Raw genomic sequence first — 19,943 nt, 5'->3', positions numbered from 1 at the left:
CCTTGAACTCCTCAGTGAACTTCCTGCGATTCGTAGACATCTCTGCCTGTCGTTCCTTCCTGGTAACGACCGTCTACAAGAAGTGTCACACCCCAGCCCTCCACCCCGGCGCCCACGAACCCATCGTCGACCCGCAGACCTGGCAGCGGGTCCAGATCCTCCTGGACACCCGCGCCACCGCTGGGGAACGCCGCCGCAAGCACGATCACTACCTCAAGGGCACCCTGTACTGCGGCACCTGCATGTCGCGGTTGCAGCTCGACTACGCCCGCAACAAACAAGGCATCCGCTACGCCTACTACATCTGCACCGGACGAGCCACGAAACGCACCTCCTGTACCAGGAAGGCCGTGCCCGTTGGCGTTGCTGAGCAACTCGTCGCCGACTGCTACCAACAGATCGCCATCACCGAGCACACCTACGCGCAGCTCGCACAGCGGGTCGAAGCGGCGTTCGATGAGCGTCTGGCTGAGCGGTCCCAGGCCATCGACGACCTCGCCACCACCAAGCAGCGGCTGGAAGCCGAAGCAGACAAGCTCCTCGAAGCCCACTTCGCCGACGCCATCGACCTCCCCACCCTGAAACGCCACCAAGACCGAATCCGCATCGCACTGGCTGACGTCACCAAACGGCTGGAAGCCGAGCGGCACGACCACGAAGGACCCCGCCAACACCTCGCCACCGCCCTACGACTCCTCGCCGACTGCGCCACCATGTATGAGCGCACCGACGACTTGGGCAAACGGCTCGCCAATCAGGCCTTCTACCAGCGCATCCTCATCACCGAAGACGAAAAAGCGGCGATCCAGCTCAACGAGCCGTTCGCCGCCCTCGCACCCACATCAACCGATGTCAGGTGTTCTAATACATCCAATCTGGTGGACCCAGGGGGATTCGAACCCCCGACCTTCTCATTGCGAACGAGACGCGCTACCAACTGCGCCATGGGCCCGTGGACCTCAGATACGTTACCAGATTCGCGCGGGCGCTCCGTTCAGGGAGCACCCCGGGCGCGTCCCGGGACTGGCCCGGATCAGCTGGCCGCGCGGCGCTCGAGCAGGCGGCGGACGTGGTCCTCGATCTCTGCATCGTCCACGATGCCCATGCGGGCGTACGGCGACTCCGCGGCCGCAGGGGCGGACTCCGGCGCGGCGGCGGGGCGGGCACCGGCGATCGGCACGGGAGCGGGCAGCGACTCCTCCGCGCGGGCCCGCAGGGCCTCCTCGCGGGCCGCCAGCAGCAGCGCGTCGCGGGCGCTCTGCGCGGCGACGGTCGTCGCGGCGCGCGATCCGGCGGTCGCCACGAGCGGCGCCGGCAGCGTGCGCGGGGTCCAGCCGCGGTCCTTGGGGTTCATCAGCTGCGGCTCGGCCACCGCGCGGCGCACCGGCGGCGCCGTCGCCACGGGCACGGGGCGCGCACGACGCACGACGCGTGCCATGCGGTTGAGCACGCTCACGCCGAGCGCGGCCAGCGCGAGGCCCGACAGCAGCAGCCACGGTCCCGCCGCGAACGCCACCGTTCCCCAGGCCGCGAGCGCGACGCCGACGAGCACCCCGCCGAGCGCGCCGAGGCGCACTCCGCGCCGCGCCCTGGCCCTGCGGCGCTCGGCGTGCAGCGCCCGCTGCGCGGCCTCCAGCGCGCGGCGGCGGCGCTCCAGCTCCTGCCGCTCCCGCTCGCGCTCGAGCCGCTGCTCCTCGGCGGCGATCCGCTCCCGCTCGCGCCGCAGCCGCTCGACCTCAGCCTGCGCGCGGCGGGCGAGCTTCTGCTGCAGGTGCGCCTGCCGGGCGGTCAGCTCGACGCGCACCTCCTCGGGCGTCTCGGTCGTCTCGGCCAGCACGCGCAGCGCCCGCGACAGGCGCACGGCGTTGCGCTCGGCCGCGTCGTAGCGCGAGCGGTTGATGAGCGTGGGCAGAAGATACGCGAGCCAGAGCGCGACGGCGACGAGGACGATCACGCCCCCGCCCAGCACCTGGCCCCCATCCATGTTCGCAACGGTAGGCGACCGAGACCGCATCGCCCGTGAGGCGGTGGCGTGTGTCTCGCAGAACCCGGGCGCGCCGCGTCCGACGCGCGGCCCGGACGGCTCAGCTGTGCTGGCGGTCCGCCGGGGGGATCGCCGCCGCGTCGACGGGCGCGCGGCCCGCCACCCAGCGGTTCAGCACGCCCTCCGGCACGTCCTCGCGCACGAGCGCGAAGGCGTAGTGGTCGCGCCAGTCGCCGTCGATGTGGATATAGCGGCGACGCAGGCCCTCGTAGCGGAAGCCGAGCTTCTGCACGACGCGCAGGCTGGCGCCGTTCTCGGGGCGGATGCAGATCTCCATGCGGTGCAGCCCGAGCTCCTCGAAGCACAGATCCGTCGCCATGGCGACGCACGTCGGGGTGATCCCCAGGCCCGCGTAGCGTTCGCTCACCCAGTAGCCGATCGTGGCCGACTCGAGCGATCCGCGCGCGATGCCCCAGACGTTGAGCTGGCCGGCGACGCGCCCGTCGTGCTCCATGACGAGGGGAACCCCGTTGCCGTCCTTGTACTGCTGCAGCAGCCGCCGGATCGCGAAGCGCATGTCGAGCGAGACGGCACCGTGCGGGTTCGTCGCCTCCCAGGGCCGCAGCCAGGAGCGGTTCGTGAGCAGCTCGTGCTGCAGCGTGCGGGCGTCGCGGGGACGGATGAGCCGGATGGAGATCGGCCCGTGCTGTCGCGCGTGCTGAGCGTCCATCCGGCTCTCCCGTCCTGGCGTGACTACAGCGTCGCCGCGAACTCCTTGATCCACGGGCGGAGCTCCGGACCGAGGTCGTCGCGATCGGCGGCGAGGCGCATGATGGCCTTGATGTAGTCGAGCTTATCGCCGGTGTCGTAGCGACGGCCCCGGAACACGACGCCGTACACGTCGACGCTGCCCGGATCGCGCGCGACCTCCTTGAGCGCGTCAGTGAGCTGGATCTCGCCGCCCTTGCCCGGCTGCGTGTGCTCGAGCACGGGGAAGATGGCCGGCGTGAGCAGGTAGCGGCCGATGATCGCCAGGTTGGAGGGGGCCTCCTCCTTGGCCGGCTTCTCGACGAGGTCGGTCACCTTCACCACATCGGGGTCGTCCGTCGCCTCGACCGAGGCGCAGCCGTACATGTGGATGTGGTCCGGGTCGACCTCCATGAGGGCGATGACCATCGCCTGGCGCTGCTCGTGCACCTCGATCATCTTCGGCAGCAGCGGGTCGCGCTCGTCGATGAGGTCGTCGCCCAGCATGACCGCGAACGCGGCGTCTCCCACGTGCGCCTTGGCGCGGTGGACCGCGTGGCCGAGGCCCTTGGGCTCGCCCTGGCGCAGCATGTGGACGTCGGCGAGCTCGCTCGAGGCGCGCACGCGGCCGAGCTTGGCCTCGTCGCCCTTCTCCTCGAGCCTCTCCTCGAGCTCGGGCACCGAGTCGAAGTGATTGGCGATCGCGTTCTTGTTGCGGCCGATGATCATCAGCACGTCGCGGATGCCGGCGGCGACGGCCTCCTCCACGACGTACTGGATCGCGGGCTTGTCGACGACGGGCAGCATCTCCTTGGGAGTGGCCTTCGTCGCCGGGAGGAAGCGGGTGCCGAGTCCTGCGACCGGCATGACCGCCTTGATCTTCGCGGGTTCCATGCCATTACCCTAGGCGATCGATGCCGAGAGACGGGGAAAGATCCCCGGGCCCGGCGGATCGCGGGTGTCGCGCGCACGCGGGCCCGTAGACTCGCGGCATGACGGATGCCGTCGAGCACGAGAAGCGCGCGCTGCGCGCCGAGTTCCGCGAGCGGCGTCAGCTGCTCTCCGATGCGCAGCGCGACGCCGCGGCCGCCGACATCGCGGCGCGGCTCGAGGCCCTCGTGACCGAGCACGGCGCCACCTCGATCGCGTGCTATCTCTCCTCGCCCACCGAGCCGGGCACGCGCGCCTTCCTCAACGCGGCGATCGACCGCGGCGTGCGCGTGCTGCTGCCCGTGACGCGCGAGGACGGGCTGCTGGACTGGGCCGTGGCGTCGCCGGAGGGCGGCGAGGTGATCGGCGCCTACGGAGTGCCGGAGCCGGTCGGCGAGGTGCTGGGGCCCATCGCGGTGAACGACGTCGACCTCATGATCATCCCCGCCGCCGCGATCGACGAGGACGGCTGGCGGCTCGGCTGGGGGCGCGGCTACTACGACAAGACGCTGGGATCGATGGAGAACCGCCCGCCCGTCTACGCGGTGATCTATGATTCTGAATTGGTGGAGCGAATTCCCCGCGAGGTCCACGACCAGCCGGTCTCCGGCGTCGTGACCCCCACCCGGACGCTCGCATTCCCGCGCGGGCGTCGCTGATCCGGTCATCTCTGCGAGGACGCATGCCCACGTACGCCTACGCCTGCAAGTCCTGCGGGCACGCCTTCGACGCCGTCCAGTCCTTCAGCGACCCGTCGCTGAGCGAGTGCCCCGAGTGCGGCGGCCCGCTGCGCAAGCAGTACGGATCGATCGGCGTCACCTTCAACGGCTCCGGCTTCTACCGCACCGACTCCCGCGCGGCGTCTGGCGCGAGCGGCTCGTCCGCGCCATCATCGACTTCCGGAGCATCCGCTCCGGCGCCGGCGGCATCCTGACCGGCGCCCACTGACCCGGCCGAGACGGCCGGGAGGGGGAGGAACAGACATGCTGCAGGGCTTCAAAGACTTCATCATGCGCGGCAACGTGATCGAGCTCGCCGTCGCGGTCGTGATCGGCGGCGCGTTCGGCGCCATCGTCACCGCGCTCGTCGACTACCTGATCAACCCGCTCATCGGCGCGTTCGTGCCGAGCGGCAACCTGGAGAGCTGGGTCATCACGTTCCCCGGCGTGTTCGACGACGTGAACTTCGGCATCGGCGGCATCATCTCGGCCGTGATCAACTTCCTGTCGATCGCGCTCATGGTGTACCTCGTGCTCGTGATGCCCATGAACAAGCTCGCCGAGCGCCGCGCCGCCAAGATCCAGGTCGAGGAGGAGGAGGAGCCCGCCCCCACGCAGGAGGAGCTGCTCATCCAGATCCGCGACCTGCTCGCCAAGCAGCAGGCCTGACGATCGCGAGGGGCGCCGTCCGGATCCGTCCGGGCGGCGCCTTCGTCGTCTCCGGGCGCCCGGGCGCAGTCACCAGTGCGGCGGGCGGTCCCGGCGCAGGCGGTCGTCGTTGGGCCCGCGCTCACCGCTCGAGAGGGGCGCCGGATCGTCGCCGCGCAGGGTCGATTCGGCATCGGAGTCCGACAGGGTCCCCTCGACGCGCGTCAGCCGGGCACGGCGCGAGCCGCGCACGCGCTCCACGCGCTGCCGCGGTCCCGCCGCGTCCGATCCGGTCACCGGCTCAGGATAGGTGGAGCGGCTGGGTGTCTTCCTCGGCCCTCGCGGTGTCCTGCGAGACTCCCAGCACGGCCGCGATGCGCGCCGCGACGGCCGCCGGGTCGCTGTACAGGTCGAAGGCGTGCACGCGCACGTAGTGCCAGCCGAGGCGCCGCAGCACGTGCGGCCGCAGGCGCAGCGACTCCCGCAGCGACTCGCCGCGCGACTCGGGGTCGGACTCCACGACCACGGCCTTGCCGCCGTGCTGGGCCACGAGCGGCAGCAGCCCCCGGTAGTCCACGTCGACCGCGACGCCCAGGCGGCGCAGCTCGCGGGCCAGGGCGAGGGTGAGCGGATCGGCGAGGTCCTCGAGGCGCGCCTCGCGGCCGCGCGTGGCGATCCCGCCCAGGATGCCCATGAACGTCGCCGCGCCGTGCTGCAGGCGCCCGTCGTCGAAGGACGAGGGGCGGATCGACGACACGATCACCATGGACCGGCGCGCGCGGGTCATCCCGATCGTGAGCAGGCGCTCGCCGTCGGGCGTGGACAGGTCGCCGAAGTCGCTGAGCACGCGGCCGTGCTTGGTGAGGCCGTAGCCGAGCGTGAGGATGACGCGGTCGCGGCTCTCGGCCGCCGCCTCCTCGAGCGTGAGCACGGCGAGCGGCTCGGCCGTGTCGCGCGAGACGAAGTCGGCCACGTCGCTGCGACCGGCGAACGCCTCGTTGATGGCCGCGCGCACCCGATCCGCGTGCCGCCGGCTGACGCTCACGACCATGAGCGACTCGTTCGGGCGGTTGACGGCATGCTCCACGACGAGTGAGACGACGCGGTTCACCTCGGGATCCGGGCTCTCCACCGTGCCCGTCACCGGGTCGGGCGTGCCGTTGCCGCCCTCGACGTAGTCGACCGTGAGGCTGCCGCGGCCGAGGTACGATCCCGCCCACGGCAGCGAGACGATCTCGCCCCCGTAGAACGCGTCGTTCACGAGCGCGGCCAGGTCCTCGCCGCCGGCGCGGTAGCTGCGCGTGAGCGTCTCGAGCGGCACGATCTCGGCGAGGCTCTCGAACAGGCTCGTGCCGTCGAACACCCCGCCGTCCTCGGCCTCGCCGCCCGTCTGCACGACGAAGGGGGTCGGGCGCTGCGTGACCGGATCGCCGAAGGCGACGACCTGACGGGCGCGACGGATCGCGGGCGCCACCTCGGTCACGCTCACGGCGGCCGCGTCGGCGACGATGACGGCGTCGAACGCCTCGCTGTCGGGGATCGAGGGGACCTCGTACGGTGAGGCGAGCCACACGGGCGCGAGCACGCGCATGAGCGTGGGCGCCTGGCGCAGCACGCTCTGGGCGTCGACCTCGCCGCGCATCAGCGCGCGCCGCAGCGCCGCCGACTCCTCGGGCTCGTCCACGATGCCGATCCGCCACTGCGCCGCGAGCTGCCACGCCAGCAGCGGGCCCGACGCGGCGGCATGCGCCTCGTCGACGAGGCGGAAGTCGCGCTCCAGCCGGTCGACGACCGAGGTGTTCGCGCCCAGCAGCGCGCGATCGCCCTGCAGCATGTGCTCGAGCGCCGACTGCCACCACGCGAACTCGAGCTCCTCGCCCACGCGCGCCTCGTCCACGTGCCGCACCGACAGCTCGGTCAGCAGGGGCTCGAGGCCGAGCGAGGCGAGCTTGGTGCGCAGCTCGGCGCGCTCCACGATGTTGTCGAACACCTGCGACTCCGCCGCGAGCCCGCCCAGGGTGCGCACGAGCCGCTGCACCGGCATCGCGGCCAGCCGCGTGCCGCGCCCGAGGGCCCGGTCGAGCTCCTCGAGGTCGGCGACGACGCGTTTCCACGCCTCGTGCACGTCGGCGAGGCCGATGGGGATCTCCGGCACCGTGCCCACGTCGACGAGGTGCTGCCACTGCGTGCGCTGGTGCTGGATGCGCACGAGGGCGGCGTGCATGTCGACCACGTGGCCGCCGGGCCGCACGTACTCCCGCGCGAGCTTCTTGAGCCGGCGACGCGTGGCGGCGGGCATGTTCACCGAGTCGCGGCGGGGTCCGTGCGCCTTGATGAGCTCGCCGAGCGGGCGCTCGAAGACGGTGGGGCTGAAGCGGTCGAGCGAGTCGCGGATGCCGTGCAGCAGGCGCAGGTACTCCCCCAGCTCGTCGATCGTCGTGAACGGGCGCATGCGGGTCTGCGAGATGAGCTCGTAGCCGCGCTCGAGCAGCTGGGGCACGTCGACGCCCTGCAGCCGGCCGGCGAGCGCGTGCGCGTCCTTCGCCTCCTGCGTGGACGCGAACGTCACGCCGTACCACGGCGAGTCATCCGGGCCCACGCGGAACTCCCCGAGCCGCGCCGCGAGCGCGAGGGTGCGGGCCGCGTCCGTCCGGTCGCCCGAGAGCCGCTCGAGGGTGCGCAGCCCGAGCCGCGCGCTCGTCGACGGCGGGTTCGGCAACGACGCGAGCCTCGTGAGGGTGCGCGTGGCGTCGAGCGCCGAGACGCCGAGGGTCTGGTGGGGCCGCACCAGGGCGCGGCGGTAGTCGCGCAGCACCGTGCGCAGGCGCACGAGGGCGTCGTCGATGTCGGCGACCGTCGGCTGCTCGGCCTTCTCGTTGCGGCCGATGGCGCGGATCAGATCGCGGCGCAGCGACGAGGGCGACACGGCGAGCGCGTCGAGCCCGACCGCGGCGAGGCGATGGCGCACGCCGTCGAGGGTGGAGCGGCGCGGGCTGACGACGAGAACCCTCTTGCCGGCCCGCACGAGCGCGCCGACCGCGTTGATGACGGTCTGCGTGCCGCCCGTGCCCGGCAGCGTGTGCACGACGAGCGACTGGCCGGCCGCGATGCGCGCGAGCACGCGCTCCTGCTCGGCGTCGGCGTCGAGCAGCAGGGTGTCGGATGCCGGCGCCCGCTCGTCCGGGTGGGGCACGTGCGGCACGTCGCGCTGGCTGCGGAACGCCGCGAGCGCCTCGGAATGGCCCGAGAGCGCGTCGAGCACGGGATGGTCGAACGTCGTCAGGTCGCGCGCCATCGCTGCGCCGACGTCCGCGAACGTCGAGACGACGAGGCGGGGGCGCACCGTGAAGGTCTCGATGTGCGAGGTGGCCGAGCGCAGCCGGTCGATCACCGGCTGCGGCTTGAACACGCCCTCGGAGTGCGCCAGCGCCGCCAGCGCGGCGCCGTCCAGCTCGATGCCGAACTGCTCCCGCAGGGCGCGCACGAGCTCGGGGTTGACCGTGAACGCGCCGTGCAGCTTCAGCTCGAAGTCGGCGTGGTGGCGACGGATCGCCAGCGGCCGCAGCAGCACGGGCGCGTTGAACGTCTCGGAGCCGAGCCGCCAGGACGCCAGCCCCACGGCCAGCCGCACGGCGTCGAGCGCGCGTACCGTGCGCAGCTCGATGTGCTTGGCCGTGATGCGCTCGGCCGCGAGCCGCGCCGTGCGCAGCGCGACCTCGTCGCGGAAGAGGTTCGACAGCAGCGTCGATTTGCCCGTGATGAACTGCGGCAGGCTGCCGGGGTGCGCCTTCGTGATGTCGATGCCGGAGCCGGGGGCCTCGCGGTAGCGCAGCAGGGGCGAGGGCCCGCCCAGGTCGGCGGCCGCGAGGCGCAGCCGCTCGCGCTCGGCGTCGGCGGCGTGCACGACGTGCACCCCGGGCTCGGCGACGCCGAGGTCCGCGGGGGTGACGTCCGCGGCGGTGCGGACCGTCGCGGCGCTCGTCTTGGCTCGGAACACGCAGTCAGGCTACGCATCGGATGCCGGATCGACGTTGCGATCCGCGGAGTTTCGCGGTATTCCCGCTCCCGCGGGTGTCCGGGCACGACGCGGGCGCGGTTCGCTCACAGCCCGCGCGCCGGCGCGCGTCGTCCACATCCCGGGCCGCGGCCGTCCGCGGTGTCGGCGGCACGCGACAGGATGGACGCATGGACTTCCGATTCGGCACCGTCGACTGCCCGCTGGGCGTCGTGCTCGCGGTCGCCTCGGCCAAGGGGGTGGTGGCCGTGCGGGTCGCCGAGGACCCGGGGCACGCCCTCAGCGCGCTCGCGCACGAGCACCGCATCTCCCCCGATCCGGATCAGGCGGTCGTCGCCGACCTCGCCCCGCAGCTCGACGCGTACTTCCGCGGCCGGCTGCGGGCGTTCGAGCTGACGCTCGACTGGCGGCTCGTGTCGGGCTTCGCGCGCGAGGCCCTGCGCGCGGTGCGCCAGATCCCCTACGGCGAGACCGCCTCGTACGGCGAGGTCGCGGCGATGGCGGGGCGCCCGCGCGCTCATCGCGCCGTCGGCACGGCCTGCCGCGACACGCCGTTCTCGCTCGTCGTGCCCGTGCACCGCGTCATCCGCGCGGACGGCACGCTCGGCGAATACGGCGGCCACCCGGAGCACAAGCGCTTCCTCGTGGAGCTCGAGCGCGAGGCCCTCGCGCGCGAGCCGGAGGGGGTGCCGAGGTGACGGATCTCGTGATCGGCGACGACGGCCTCGCCCGCCCCGCCTGGGCCTCGCGCGACCCGCTCCTGCGGGCCTATTACGACACGGAATGGGGCATGCCCGTGCGCGACGAGCGCGGGCTCCTCGAGCGGCTGAGCCTCGAGGCGTTCCAGTCGGGTCTGTCGTGGGCGACGATCCTGCGCAAGCGCGAGGCCTTCCGCGAGGCGTTCCGGCAGTTCGACCCCGACGCCGTGGCGGCGTTCGGAGAGGACGACGTCGAGCGGCTGCTGGCCGACGCCCGGATCGTCCGCAACCGCGCGAAGATCCTCGCGACGATCGGGAACGCGGCCGCCACCGTCGCGCTGCGCGAGGACGGCGGGCTCGTCGAGCTCATCTGGGGTCACCGGCCGGCCGAGACGCCGGCGCCCGTGACCTCCGCCGACATCCCCTCGTCCTCGCCCGAGTCCGTCGCGCTGTCGCGCGAGCTGAAGCGCCGCGGCTTCCGGTTCGTGGGTCCGACGACGATGTTCGCGCTCATGGAGGCCGTCGGCATCGTCGACACGCACCTGGTCGGCAGCCACCGGCGCGGCACGAGCGGCGTCTGGTGAGCGGGTCCGCGCGGTGTGCCCCGTCCTCACGCGCGAGCGGACCCCGCAGGTGCCGAAGGCCTGCCGGGTCCGCACGCGGCGAGGCCCCGCGAAGCGTCGCTCCGCGGGGCCCCGACCGCTGTGACTAGTGCTTCACTGCCTTCTCGGCGCCGTGGCCGGTGAGCGAGCGCACCTCCATCTCGGCGGCGATCCGCGGGTCCTCCGACCCCTTCGATGTGAGCGAGCCGATCCATCCCAGCAGGAACCCGACGGGGATCGAGACGATGCCCGGGTTGCTGAGCGGCCAGATCGCCACGCCCGTCTCGCCGAACACGCTCGTGGGCGTGCCCCAGAAGACCGGAGAGAGCACGATCAGGATGATCGCGGTGCCGAGGCCGCCGTACATGCTCCACACGGCGCCGCGGGTCGTGAAGCCGCGCCAGAAGAGCGAGTACAGGATGGTCGGCAGGTTCGCCGAGGCGGCGATCGCGAACGCGAGCGCCACGAGGAACGCCACGTTCTGCCCGAGCACCGCGATGCCGCCGACGATGGCGAGCACGCCGATCACGAGGATCGTGATGTTCGCCACCTTGCGCTCCTGGCCCTCCGTGGCCTTGCCGCGCTTGACGACGCCGTTGTAGATGTCGTGCGAGAACGACGCCGCCGCGGTGATCGTCAGGCCGGCGACGACCGCGAGGATCGTCGCGAACGCGACGGCCGAGATGATGCCCATGAGCACCGCGCCGCCGAGCGCCTGCGCCAGCAGAGGCGCGGCCGAGTTGACGCCGCCCGGCGAGCCGAGGATCGTCTCCTCGCCCACGAGCGCACCCGCGCCGTAGCCGAGCACGAGGGTGAGCAGGTAGAACAGGCCGATGAGCCAGATGGCCCACACCACCGAGCGACGCGCCTCCTTCGCCGTGGGCACCGTGTAGAAGCGCATCAGCACATGCGGCAGACCCGCCGTGCCGAGCACGAGCGCGAGGCCGAGCGAGAGGAAGTCGACCGGGTTGGTGTACTGCAGGCCCGGGTTCAGCGTCGCCTCGCCGTCCGGCGAGGCCGCGACGGCCGCCGACAGCAGGTCGTTGAAGTTGAACCCGTGGATCACGAGCACCCAGACGGTCATGAGGATGGCGCCGCCGATGAGCAGGAACGCCTTGACGATCTGCACCCAGGTGGTGCCCTTCATGCCGCCGATGAGCACGTACCCGACCATGAGCACGCCGACGACGCTCACGACGACCGCCGTGCCGATCTCGTCGTCGATGCCCAGCAGCAGCGAGACGAGCCCGCCGGCGCCGGCCATCTGCGCCAGCAGGTAGAAGAAGCACACGGTCAGCGTCGAGATCGCCGCCGCCATCCGCACCGGCCGCTGCTTGAGCCGGAACGACAGCACATCGGCCATCGTGAACTTGCCCGTGTTGCGCATCAGCTCGGCCACGAGCAGCAGGGCGACGAGCCAGGCGACGAGGAATCCGATCGAGTACAGGAATCCGTCGTAGCCGTTCACGGCGATGGCGCCGACGATTCCGAGGAACGAGGCCGCGGAGAGATAGTCGCCCGCGATCGCGAAGCCGTTCTGCGGGCCGGAGAAGGCGCGCCCGCCCGCATAGAAGTCCGCGGCCGTCTTGTTGTTCCGGGAGGCGCGGATGACGATGATCAGCGTCACCACGACGAACAGGCCGAAGATCGTGATGTTCAGGATCGGGTTGTTCTCGGCCGCCGCCGTTCCGGCGGCCGCGTGGACGACGTTCATGCGCGCGTCTCCTGCTTCTCGAGGTCCGCGCGAATGGCGGCGGACTGGGGGTCGAGCCGGCGGTTCGCGAACGACACGTAGGCCATGGTGATCGCGAATGTGGTGACGAACTGCCCGAGGCCGATGAGCAGGCCCACATTCACCTGGCCGAACACCTTGATCGCCATGAAGTCGGGCGCCCAACCGGCGAGCAGCACGTAGACGAAATACCAGATCAGGAAGAACGCCGCGAGCGGGAAGACGAAGCCGCGGTGGGCACGCTTCAGCTCCCGGAATCGCGGGGAATTCTCCTCCGCGATGTAATCGATGGTGCTCCTCGCACCGGTCGATGGTTCGGTCATGAGGCCTCCTTGCCACATGGTCGGGTGACGGCGCCGCGACTTTGCGTCGCCGACCGGCGCGCCGCAGGCATCGCCGATGGTAGCTTCGACGCTACGAACGCGGCGGCACGGCCGTCACCCCCGAAAGTCGGTACGCGGGAGCCCCCGCGCACACCGGACCGAGGACGCGGCGATGGCGCCGCGGAAGCGGAGGTCATTCGTGAGAACCGAGGCACCATCCCCGCGCGACCCGCTGCTGGAGCGAGCGGTGCGCGACCTCGCGCGCCGCACGCGCTTCCCCGTCGCGTTCGGCGGCCTCCTGCAGCACGATACGGCCGCGGTCGATGCGATCGTCGGCGCCCAGACCAACGCCCTCGACGGGCTGGCCGTGCGCGTGGAGCGCGGCCTCGGCGGGCGGGCGATGCGCGAGCTGCGCCCGCGGATGACGGGCGACTACGGCACGGCCACGCAGATCACGCACGACTACGATCGCTGGATCCTGGGCGAGGGGATCGGCACCCTGCTGGCGGTGCCCGTCGTCGTCGTCGGGCGGCCCCGCGGCGTGCTCTACGGTGGCGCCTGGGGCCGGTGGAACATCGGCGGCGTCGCCACGGCCCCGGCGATGCGCGTGGCCGAGGAGCTGGCGGCCGAGCTGCGCATCCGCGACGAGGTCGACCGCCGCCTGGCGCAGTCGGCGCCGCCGCCGCAGGCGCCCGCGCTCAGCGCCGCGCAGCAGGAGGAGCTGCGCGAGAGCTATGCCGAGCTGCGCCGCATCGCCGCCGATGTGCCCGATCCGCAGCTGCGGGCGCGGCTGGAGGATGTGGAGCGCCGACTCGCGGGCCTGTCGGGCGAGACCGCACCGCAGGCGAGCGCGCCGCAGTCGGGCGTGCGGCTGTCGCGGCGGGAGACGGATGTGCTCGCCTGCGTGGCGCTGGGCGCGACGAACGCCGAGATCGCCGAAAGACTGGGCCTGCGCGAGGGCACCGTGAAGGCCTACCTCGGATCCGCCATGTCGAAGCTCGACGCGTCGACGCGGCACGCCGCCGTCGCCAGGGCGAGGCGCACGGGCCTCCTCCCCTGAGACCCACCACTACTCCCCTCACGAATGGGGATTTCCGCGAATTGATCGCGCATTCCTCCATTCAGGGGAATTCCCTTTTCCGGCACGCCGGTATTCCGCGAGGTGGCGATTAGCACATCCGGTGTTATCCTCGGGCACATGGCTCGCAAAATCGTGCATCAGCTCGTCGACGATATCGACGGAACCGTTCTCGAACCCGGAGAGGGCGAGACCGTGCTTTTCGCTCTGGACGGAAAGAGCTACGAGATCGACCTGACCGAGGCGAATGCCGCGACGTTGCGCGACGCGCTCGCACCGTACATCTCGGCCGGTCGCCGCGCGGGCGGCGGCTCGTCCTCCGGACCGAAGCAGCAGCAGCGCCGCCGTGGCGGGCAGAAGGACTACGGCCCCATTCGCGAATGGGCCAAGGCCAACGGATATACGGTCTCCGAACGCGGCCGGGTACCGGCCTCGGTGCTCGAGGCCTACGAGGCCGCGAACTGATCGCACCGGCACACGCGCAAAGGCCGGGCGGATCCCTCCGCCCGGCCTTTGTCGCATCCGGGGGCGGCGCGCGGCGGGTTAGGCTGGACACCGACGCCCCTGTAGCTCAGTGGATAGAGCGTCGGTTTCCTAAACCGTGCGTCGCTGGTTCGAGTCCAGTCAGGGGCACAGGCGAGCGAGGAGCGAATGCACCGCATCGGGCCGGCTCTCGTGGACTTCGCGGCGATCGGTCCCGATCGCTCGGCCGCGGCGGACGCCCTCCTCGCGTCGCTCGTCTCGGCGCTCGCCCCCGCGTCCGGCACGCGCATCGCGCGGCGCTGCCCGCGCTGCGGCGGCGCGGATCACGGCGCCCCGGTGGCGCTCGAGGCCCCGGTCGCGCTGAGCGCGGCCTACGCGGGCGGTTTCGTCGTCGCCGCCGCGGCGCCCACCCGCGAGGCGGAGGCCATCGGCGTCGACGTCGAACGCGGCGAACCCGGCACGGTCCTCTCGGACCTCGCGAACCTCCTCGATCCCCCACCGACACTGCGGGGATGGACGCGGATCGAGGCGGCGCTGAAGGCCGACGGCCGCGGGCTGCGCGTGCCGCCGGGCGACGTGCGGATCCGCGGCGAGCGCGCGCGGATCCCCGGCCGGGACGAGCCGATCGCGCTGTACGACGTGCCGGCGCCCGACGGATTCGTCGTCAGCCTCGCGATCGCGGCGCGCCCGTCTCGAGCGCGTCGCTGAGCACGGCCGGGCGCACGCGCGGCCCCGGCGGCAGCGCGGGCAGCGCGGCGTCGTCGAGCCAGGGGCCGAGCACCTGCGCCGCCGCGGCGCCCGCCCGCTCGCGGCACAGCGCGACGAAATGCGAGGTCTTCGCCGTGCCGCCGCGGTGCGCGGCCGCCCAGTCGCGCAGGATCCCGAAGAACGCCTCGTGGCCGACGGTCAGGCGCAGCGCGTGCAGGGCGAGCGCGCCCCGCTTGTACACGCGGTCGTCGAACATCCGGTCCGCCCCGGGATCGGCGAGCACGAGATCCTGCGGCCGCCCCGCCAGATCGGCCCGATACCCGAGGGCGAGGGCGTGCGCCGTGGGGCCGCCCGAGCGCTCCGCCCAGATCCACTCGGCGTAGCAGGCGAAGCCCTCGTTCAGCCAGATGTCGCGCCAGCGCGCCACGCCCACGCTGTTGCCGAACCACTGGTGCGCCAGCTCGTGCGCGATGAGCCGCTCGAGGCCGCCGCGGCCGTCGATGTGGTTGGCGCCGAACACCGCCATGCCCTGCGACTCGAGCGGGATCTCCAGCTCGTCCTCCGTCACGACCACCGTGTAGCCCGGCAGCGGGTAGGGACCGAACGCCTCCTCGAAGACCGCCATCATGCGCGGCAGATCGGCGAAATCGGCCTCGACGCGCGCCTCGATCGCGCGCGGGTAGGCGAGCGCGCCCGGCACGCCGCCGAGGGCCACCTCGCGCCGCGTGTAGCGCCCGATCTGCAGCGAGACGAGGTAGGTCGCGGTCGGCACGTCGAGGTCGAAGGTCCATCGGCGGCGGCCCCGCGCGGGCTCGACGGTGCCCGGCACGCCCGAGACGACCGCGTAGTCGGCGTCGGTCGTGATCTCGATTCGGTACGTGGCCTTGTCGCGCGGCAGGTCGTTGCACGGGAACCAGGTCGGTGCCCCCGTGGGCTGCGATGCGACGAGCACGCCGTCCTCGAGCTCCTCCCAGCCGAGCGTGCCCCACCGGGTGCCGCGCGGTCGCGGCGAGCCGGCGTACGTCACGGTGAGGGTGAACGACTCGCCCTCCTCGAGGAAGCGTCCGAACGTGAACCGCGTGCGCGTGGCCGACTGCCGGAACGACACGTCGAGCCCGCGCACGGTGCGCACCTTCTTGACGTGCAGGCCGACGAGATCGAGCGCGACCGACTTCGTGCGCTCGCGCACGCGGCCCGCGATCGTGGCGGTGCCGCTGAGGCGGTTCGTGCCGACCTTGTAGTCGAGCGCGAGGTCGTAGTGCGCCACGCGCACGTTCGGGTCGCCGCTGTGCGGTGTGTAGGCGTCGGGCTTCATGCGCGCTCCGCCGCCTGGTAGCGGCGCGCCCTCACGGCGCGCCACGGGCCGATGGGATTGCCGCTCCAGCGGCTGCCCGCCGGCACCGACTCGCCGCGCATCACGAGCGAGGCGGGCCCGACCGTCGCGGCCTGCGCGATCGTGGCCGCCGGCAGGATCACGCTGTGCGGTCCCAGCGTCGCCCCGGCCTCGAGGGTGACGGTGTCGGTGCTCATCACCCGATCGTGGAACAGATGCGTCTGCACGACGCAGCCGCGGTTCACGGTGGCGCCGTCGCCCAGGCGCACGAGATCGGGCTCGGGCAGCCAGTAGCTCTCGGTCCACACCCCACGCCCGATGCGCGCGCCGAGCGAGCGCAGCCACACGGCGAGCGCCGGCGTGCCCGCCGCCGCGTTGGCGAACCACGGCGCCGCGAGCATCTCGGTGAACGTGTCGGAGACCTCCGTGCGCCACACGAAGCTCGACCACAGCGGATGCTCCCCCGCCCGGATCGTGCCCACGAGCGCCCACTTCGCCGCGGTCGTGACGGCCGCGGCCACCGCGCCCGCCGCCAGCAGCACCACGCCGGACAGCAGCAGCGCGGGCACGAGGCCGAGCGCCTCGATGAGCCACGCGAGAGCGAGCAGCACGCCGAGTCCCAGCGCGCACGTCACGACGACGGGCACGAACCGGCACAGCTCCCACAGTGCCCGCGCCACGCGCAGCGAGGGGCGCGGGCGGTAGGTGCGCTCCAGGTCGGCCTCGTTCACGACGCGGCGCAGCCGCACGGCGGGCGAGCCCAGCCACGACGAGCCGGCCTTCGCCTTGAGCGGTGCGACCGACAGCACGGCCACGAGCGCGTTCTTCGGCACCCGGTGGCCGGCGCCGGCGAGGCCGGAGTTGCCCAGGAAGGCGCGCTTGCCGATCCGCGCCGCCGCGATGCGCATCCAGCCGCCGCGCAGCTCGTAGGTCGCGACCATCGTGTCGTCGGCGAGGAACGCCCCGTCGTCGATCGTGGTCATCGACGGCAGCAGCAGCACGGTCGACGCCTCCACCTCGCGGCCGACCTTCGCGCCGAGCAGCCGCAGCCAGATCGGGGTGAACAGGCTCGAGTAGATCGGGAAGAGCATCGTGCGCGCCGAATCCAGCAGGCGCTCGATCGTCCACGCCTGCCACGCGATGCGACCCCGCACCGGGTGCACGCCCTCCACGAGCCCGATGGACAGCATCCGCACGAGCGCCAGCACGAGCCCCGCGAAGACGAGGCCGGCGACGATCACGGCGGGCACCAGCCAGGCGAGCAGCCCGGGCACGGCGGCGCCGAGCGAGTCGGCGCCGCGCACACCCGCCGCGAGGACGAGCCCGCCGGCGGCCATCGCCGCGAAGGGGAGCAGCCCGAGCACGATCGACGACGCGGCGTACGCCCACAGCCAGCGGCGCGGCGCGGCGGGGCGGCCGACGGCGAGCGGGGCCGACGCGCCGCCCACGCGCACGGCGGGCGACCCGGCCCACCGCTGCCCGGCCTTCACACGGCCGAACACCGCCGAGCCCGGGGCGACCTCGGCGCCGCGGCCGATGCGGGTGCCGGGGGCGAGGGTGCTGCGGGAGCCGACGGTCGCGTCCGCGCCGATCCGGATCTCGCCGATCCGCACCGTGTCGCCGTCGATCCAGTACCCGCTGAGGTCGACCTCGGGCTCGATCGCCGCCCCGGCGCCCACGCGCAGCATGCCCGTGACGGGCGGCATGGTGTGCAGGTCAACGCCCTCGCCGATCCGCGCGCCGAGCGCGCGGGCGTAGTAGGTCACCCACGGCGCGCCCGCCATGCCGACCGCGTCGATCTGGTGCGCGATCTGCTCCGCCAGCCACAGCCGCAGGTGCACGGCACCGCCGCGGGGGTAGTCGCCGGGGCGCAGGCCCGTGAGCAGCAGCCGGGCGGCGAGCGCCGCGATGGCCATGCGCCCGAACGGCGTCGCGAACACGACGATGCCGAGCAGGATCGTCCACCACGGCGCGTCCGGCAGGAACGCGAAGCCGGGCGCGAGCTGCAGGATCCACGACGCCGCGAGGAGCCACACGATCCAGCGCGCCCCGCCGAGGGCGAGCAGCGGCGCGCCGAGCAGCGTCTGCACCCACTGCATCCGCCGCGGCGTGGGCGCCGCCGCCGGCACGGGCGGGCGGTCCGGATCGTCGTCCGTGGCGTCGGCCTCGACCGCGGCGGCCATCTGCCCCAGGCGCGGCAGGTCGTACACGTCGGCCATCGTGAACTCGGGCGCCCTCGCGCGGATGCGCGAGACGAGCTGGGCCGCGGCGAGCGATCCGCCGCCGAGCTGGAAGAAGTCGGCCTTCTCGTCGGCCGGCCGGATGCCGATTACGCCCAGCCACTGCTCGGCGAGCCACGCGGCCGTGCCGGAGAGGCGCGAGTCGGCGGGATCGCCGCCGTCGAGCGGCCACGGCAGCGCGGCCTTGTCGACCTTGCCGGAGGTGCGCACCGGCAGCTCGTCCATGACGGCGAGCAGCGGGATGAGCGGCGCCGGCAGGGTCTCGGCCAGCTCGGCGCGCGCCGTCTGCCGGTCGAACCCGGCGTCGGGAACGACGTAGCCGACGAGCAGGGGCACGCCGCCCTCCGACCGCTGCACCGCGACGGTGGCCGCGGAGACGGCGGTGAGCGCCTGCAGCGCCGCCTCCACCTCGCCGAGCTCGATCCGCCGCCCGCCGATCTTCACCTGGTCGTCGGCCCGTCCCTGGAAGACGAGCCCCGCGGCGTCCGCGCGCACGAGGTCGCCGGATCGGTACGCCCGCTCCCAGCCCAGCCGCGGCATCGGCGCGTACTTCTCCGCATCCTTCGCGGGGTCGAGATAGCGGGCCAGTCCCACGCCGCCGATGATGAGCTCGCCGACCTCGCCCTCCGCGACCGGCGCGCCCTCGCCGTCCACGACCGCGAGCGTCCAGCCGTCCAGCGGCAGGCCGATCCGCACGGGCTCGCCCGCCCGGAGCGCGTCGCCGTCCATGCGCGCCGCGCACGCGACGACGGTGGCCTCGGTCGGCCCGTAGGTGTTCCAGACCTCGCGCTCCTCGCTCGCGAGGCGTGCGGCCAGCTCGGCCGGCAGCGCCTCGCCCCCGAAGATCAGCAGCCGGAGGTTCTCGATCGCGTCCTGCGGCCACAGCGACGCGAGCGTGGGGACCGTCGAGACCACGGTGATCCCGTGCCCCACGAGCCACGGGCCGAGGTCCTCGCCCGAGCGGACGAGGGCGCGCGGCGCGGGCACGAGGCATGCGCCGTGGCGCCACGCGAGCCACATCTCCTCGCACGAGGCGTCGAAGGCGACCGAGAGGCCGGCGAGCACCCGGTCGCCGGGCCCGAGCGGCGCGTCCCGCAGGAACAGCCGCGCCTCGGCGTCGACGAAGGCGGCGGCCGAGCGGTGCGTCACGGCCACGCCCTTCGGCACGCCCGTGGATCCGGAGGTGAAGATGATCCACGCGTCGTCGCCGGGACCCGGCGGCGGCACGAGGGGCAGCGCGTTCGTCGCGGGATGCGGGTCCTCGCCGTCGAACAGCGCCGCCGGTCGGGCATCCGCCGCGGCGTAGCCGCCCGGCGCGACGACGCCGCGGACCCCCGCCTCGCCGAAGACGAGATCGGCCCGCTCCTGCGGATCGTCGGCGTCGACGGGCACGTACGCCGCCCCGGCGGCGAGGATCCCGAGGATCGCGATGTAGAGCTCGCGGTCGCCCGACGGCATCCGGACGCCCACCCGGTCGCCGCGCCCCACACCCTGCTCGTGCAGCCGGGCGGCCGTGCGCCAGACGAGCGCAAGCAGCTCGCGGTAGCTCAGCGCGCCGACCTCGTCCTCGAGCGCCGATGCGTCGGGGTGGCGGGCCGTGGTCTCGGTGAGGATGTCGATCAGCGTCCGCTCGTCCGGCGCGAGCGCGCCGCGGTCGAAGGGGCCGGGGTCGTCGATGCTCAAGGGATCCGGCCTCACTCGTT

The 19,943-nt window shown here is 73.0% G+C and carries 17 protein-coding genes, 2 tRNA genes and 1 pseudogene; 10 read left to right on the top strand and 10 right to left on the bottom strand.

The features are described from left to right. Nucleotides 1-242 precede the first annotated feature (242 nt). Nucleotides 243-326: pseudogene (locus ACWDR7_RS10205) on the top strand (hypothetical protein); the annotation flags it as partial. Nucleotides 327-876: 550 nt separating this feature from the next. Here the strand turns inward: ACWDR7_RS10205 and ACWDR7_RS10200 are convergent. The 4 genes from ACWDR7_RS10200 to galU form a co-directional block, all read right to left on the bottom strand. Beyond that, nucleotides 877-952, bottom strand: a tRNA-Ala gene (locus tag ACWDR7_RS10200). 81 nt (nucleotides 953-1,033) lie between these two features. Continuing rightward, a complete protein-coding gene (locus ACWDR7_RS10195; RefSeq protein WP_449854802.1) occupies nucleotides 1,034-1,984 on the bottom strand; it encodes a large exoprotein in 951 nt (316 codons plus the stop codon). A gap of 100 nt (nucleotides 1,985-2,084) precedes the next feature. Beyond that, nucleotides 2,085-2,714 carry a GNAT family N-acetyltransferase gene (locus ACWDR7_RS10190; RefSeq protein WP_449854801.1) on the bottom strand — a complete coding sequence of 210 codons (630 nt, stop codon included), beginning with the start codon at nucleotides 2,712-2,714 and terminating at the stop codon, nucleotides 2,085-2,087. Between the two features lie 23 nt (nucleotides 2,715-2,737). Further along, nucleotides 2,738-3,625, bottom strand: a complete 888-nt coding sequence (gene galU, locus ACWDR7_RS10185) for a UTP--glucose-1-phosphate uridylyltransferase GalU (RefSeq protein WP_449854800.1) — start codon at nucleotides 3,623-3,625, stop codon at nucleotides 2,738-2,740. Between the two features lie 98 nt (nucleotides 3,626-3,723). On the opposite strand from galU, the gene ACWDR7_RS10180 reads away from it, so the two are divergent. From ACWDR7_RS10180 to mscL, 3 genes are read left to right on the top strand one after another with little or no spacing between them, the layout of a single operon-like run. Further along, nucleotides 3,724-4,320, top strand: a complete 597-nt coding sequence (locus ACWDR7_RS10180; protein WP_449854799.1) for a 5-formyltetrahydrofolate cyclo-ligase — start codon at nucleotides 3,724-3,726, stop codon at nucleotides 4,318-4,320. A 23-nt stretch (nucleotides 4,321-4,343) separates the two neighbouring features. Then, nucleotides 4,344-4,595 carry an FmdB family zinc ribbon protein gene (locus ACWDR7_RS10175; RefSeq protein WP_449854798.1) on the top strand — a complete coding sequence of 84 codons (252 nt, stop codon included), beginning with the start codon at nucleotides 4,344-4,346 and terminating at the stop codon, nucleotides 4,593-4,595. A 49-nt stretch (nucleotides 4,596-4,644) separates the two neighbouring features. Then, nucleotides 4,645-5,049 (top strand): large conductance mechanosensitive channel protein MscL, encoded by a 405-nt coding sequence (gene mscL, locus ACWDR7_RS10170; protein ID WP_449854797.1) that lies wholly within the window; start codon nucleotides 4,645-4,647, stop codon nucleotides 5,047-5,049. 69 nt (nucleotides 5,050-5,118) lie between these two features. Here mscL and ACWDR7_RS10165 read toward each other — a convergent pair whose 3' ends face one another. Together ACWDR7_RS10165 and ACWDR7_RS10160 are read right to left on the bottom strand one after the other, a co-directional pair. Beyond that, entirely contained in the window at nucleotides 5,119-5,325 is a 207-nt protein-coding gene (locus tag ACWDR7_RS10165; RefSeq protein WP_449854796.1) for a hypothetical protein, read from the bottom strand. Between the two features lie 4 nt (nucleotides 5,326-5,329). Then, nucleotides 5,330-9,025, bottom strand: coding sequence for an AAA family ATPase (locus ACWDR7_RS10160; RefSeq protein ID WP_449854795.1), 3,696 nt, complete (start codon nucleotides 9,023-9,025; stop codon nucleotides 5,330-5,332). A 188-nt stretch (nucleotides 9,026-9,213) separates the two neighbouring features. Between ACWDR7_RS10160 and ACWDR7_RS10155 the strand changes: the two genes are divergently transcribed. Beyond that, nucleotides 9,214-9,741 (top strand): methylated-DNA--[protein]-cysteine S-methyltransferase, encoded by a 528-nt coding sequence (locus tag ACWDR7_RS10155; RefSeq protein WP_449854794.1) that lies wholly within the window; start codon nucleotides 9,214-9,216, stop codon nucleotides 9,739-9,741. Beyond that, nucleotides 9,738-10,325 carry a DNA-3-methyladenine glycosylase I gene (locus tag ACWDR7_RS10150; RefSeq protein ID WP_449854793.1) on the top strand — a complete coding sequence of 196 codons (588 nt, stop codon included), beginning with the start codon at nucleotides 9,738-9,740 and terminating at the stop codon, nucleotides 10,323-10,325. Before ACWDR7_RS10155 ends, ACWDR7_RS10150 begins: the two co-directional genes overlap by 4 nt. A 124-nt stretch (nucleotides 10,326-10,449) precedes the next feature. On the opposite strand, the gene ACWDR7_RS10145 is transcribed toward ACWDR7_RS10150, so the two are convergent. Then, nucleotides 10,450-12,057 (bottom strand): solute symporter family protein, encoded by a 1,608-nt coding sequence (locus ACWDR7_RS10145; RefSeq protein WP_449854792.1) that lies wholly within the window; start codon nucleotides 12,055-12,057, stop codon nucleotides 10,450-10,452. Then, entirely contained in the window at nucleotides 12,054-12,398 is a 345-nt protein-coding gene (locus ACWDR7_RS10140) for a DUF485 domain-containing protein (protein ID WP_449854791.1), read from the bottom strand. Before ACWDR7_RS10140 ends, ACWDR7_RS10145 begins: the two co-directional genes overlap by 4 nt. 199 nt (nucleotides 12,399-12,597) lie before the next feature. On the opposite strand from ACWDR7_RS10140, the gene ACWDR7_RS10135 reads away from it, so the two are divergent. From ACWDR7_RS10135 to ACWDR7_RS10120, 4 genes are all read left to right on the top strand, one after another. Then, a complete protein-coding gene (locus ACWDR7_RS10135) occupies nucleotides 12,598-13,458 on the top strand; it encodes a helix-turn-helix transcriptional regulator (protein ID WP_449854790.1) in 861 nt (286 codons plus the stop codon). Between the two features lie 138 nt (nucleotides 13,459-13,596). Then, the gene (locus ACWDR7_RS10130) at nucleotides 13,597-13,941 is read left to right on the top strand and encodes a histone-like nucleoid-structuring protein Lsr2 (RefSeq protein ID WP_449854789.1); all 345 of its coding nucleotides are present in this window, start codon (nucleotides 13,597-13,599) and stop codon (nucleotides 13,939-13,941) included. A gap of 95 nt (nucleotides 13,942-14,036) precedes the next feature. Further along, nucleotides 14,037-14,109: transfer RNA gene (locus ACWDR7_RS10125), tRNA-Arg, on the top strand. An 18-nt stretch (nucleotides 14,110-14,127) separates the two neighbouring features. Beyond that, nucleotides 14,128-14,667, top strand: coding sequence for a hypothetical protein (locus tag ACWDR7_RS10120; protein WP_449854788.1), 540 nt, complete (start codon nucleotides 14,128-14,130; stop codon nucleotides 14,665-14,667). On the opposite strand, the gene ACWDR7_RS10115 is transcribed toward ACWDR7_RS10120, so the two are convergent. Both ACWDR7_RS10115 and ACWDR7_RS10110 read right to left on the bottom strand, forming a co-directional pair. Continuing rightward, nucleotides 14,624-15,982, bottom strand: a complete 1,359-nt coding sequence (locus ACWDR7_RS10115; RefSeq protein WP_449854787.1) for a M1 family metallopeptidase — start codon at nucleotides 15,980-15,982, stop codon at nucleotides 14,624-14,626. The genes ACWDR7_RS10120 and ACWDR7_RS10115 overlap by 44 nt on opposite strands. Then, the gene (locus ACWDR7_RS10110; RefSeq protein WP_449854786.1) at nucleotides 15,979-19,923 is read right to left on the bottom strand and encodes a Pls/PosA family non-ribosomal peptide synthetase; all 3,945 of its coding nucleotides are present in this window, start codon (nucleotides 19,921-19,923) and stop codon (nucleotides 15,979-15,981) included. Before ACWDR7_RS10110 ends, ACWDR7_RS10115 begins: the two co-directional genes overlap by 4 nt. Between the last annotated feature and the right edge of the window lie 20 nt (nucleotides 19,924-19,943).

It is taken from the genome of Microbacterium sp. NPDC003461, assembly GCF_053588335.1.
The sequence above is the reverse complement of the archived record's forward strand: the minus strand, read 5'-3'. Positions and strand labels throughout refer to the sequence as shown.